This is a genomic window from Finegoldia magna, assembly GCF_018371055.1.
GTDB classification, from domain to species: domain Bacteria; phylum Bacillota; class Clostridia; order Tissierellales; family Peptoniphilaceae; genus Finegoldia; species Finegoldia magna_I.
This window is the reverse complement of record NZ_JAGYZD010000330.1, coordinates 1-1,396: the sequence shown is the minus strand read 5'-3', so window position 1 is coordinate 1,396 and position 1,396 is coordinate 1. Positions and strand designations below refer to the sequence as shown.

At 34.7% G+C, this 1,396-nt stretch carries 1 protein-coding gene; it reads left to right on the top strand.

Annotated elements, in window-relative coordinates:
• Positions 1–40 precede the first annotated feature (40 nt).
• Positions 41–1,369 (top strand): electron transport complex subunit RsxC, encoded by a 1,329-nt coding sequence (gene rsxC, locus KHW44_RS09630; protein ID WP_304068896.1) that lies wholly within the window; start codon positions 41–43, stop codon positions 1,367–1,369.
• The last annotated feature ends 27 nt before the right edge of the window (positions 1,370–1,396 follow it).

Genomic DNA, 1,396 nt, shown 5'->3' with positions numbered 1-1,396 from the left:
TTCTCTGCACCATTTTTTATTTTATTAAAGGGGTGAAAAAATGAGTTTAGAAAATCTGACTTTTAAAGGCGGATTTCACATGGATGATCATAAATCCTACACTCAAAACTGTCCTTTAGATACAAATTTTGAACCTAAAATGGTTTATATCCCATTGCATCAACATATTGGTGCGCCTTGTACACCTATTGTAAAAGTAGGAGATGAGGTCAAAGTGGGTCAAAAAATTGGTGAATCTAAAGCGACTATCTCAGCACCTGTTCACAGTTCAGTTAGTGGAAAGGTTGTTAAGATTGAGCAAATGGTATTATCAAATGGTCAAAAAGGTGAAGTCGTAGTAATCGAATCAGACGGTTTAAACGAATTAGGATACACTGAAACAAATGATGATTTTACACAATTATCAAAAGAAGTTATCCTAGAAAGAATAAAAGAAGCTGGTATAGTAGGTTTGGGTGGAGCAGGATTCCCTACTCACATTAAGATGAAGAAAAAACCTGATGTAAAAATCGAGGAAGTAATCTTGAACGGGGCTGAATGTGAACCTTATTTAACTAGTGACCAACTTAATATGGAATTATATCCTCAAAAAGCAATTGGTGGATTGAAAATTATCATGAAATTAATGGATTGCGATAAAGGATACATAGGAGTTGAGGATAACAAACAAAAGGCTATTGGAATATTGAAAAATGCCGCTAAGGATGAAAAAAATATTTCAATTTGCTCTCTTAAAACTAAATATCCACAAGGGGATGAAAGAAGACTTATCAACTCAATTACTGGTAAGAAAATTTCAAAAGCTCAAAGATCGAACGAAAGAGGAGTTCAAGGACTTAATATTTCAAGTGCTATGGCTATTTACGATGCCGTAGTTCACAGTATTCCTTTGACTCACAGAATTGTTACAATGACAGGTTCAGCTATCAAAGAACCTAAAAATATATACGTTCCAGTAGGTACTAAATTCAAAGATTTAGTAGATTATTGTGACGGATTCAAGGAGACACCATACAAGATTGTAGTTGGTGGTCCTATGATGGGTGCATGCCAATACAATTTGGATGCTCCAACTGTTAAAACTACAGGCGGAATAATTTGCATGAATGAAAAAGATGCAACACTTGCTGCTCCAGAACCTTGCATTAAATGTGCTAAGTGTGTGGATGTATGTCCAATTGGCTTGTTGCCATTGTTCTTGCAATTAAAATCATTGAATGGTGATTTTGAAGGAGCAGAAAAAATACATTTGAATGATTGTATAGAATGTGGTACTTGCAGCTATGTTTGTCCATCTAACAGACCATTAGTTGAAGCAATTGTACACGCAAAGACTCAATTAAAAGCACAACAAAGGAAAAGGGGATAGTCTATGGAAAATAAAGAAATTATACAA

Bases quoted from the DNA above. Each gene is read 5' to 3' on its own strand.
- rsxC (WP_304068896.1), top strand. From the start codon at position 41: ATGAGTTTAGAAAATCTGACTTTTAAAGGCGGATTTCACATGGATGAT.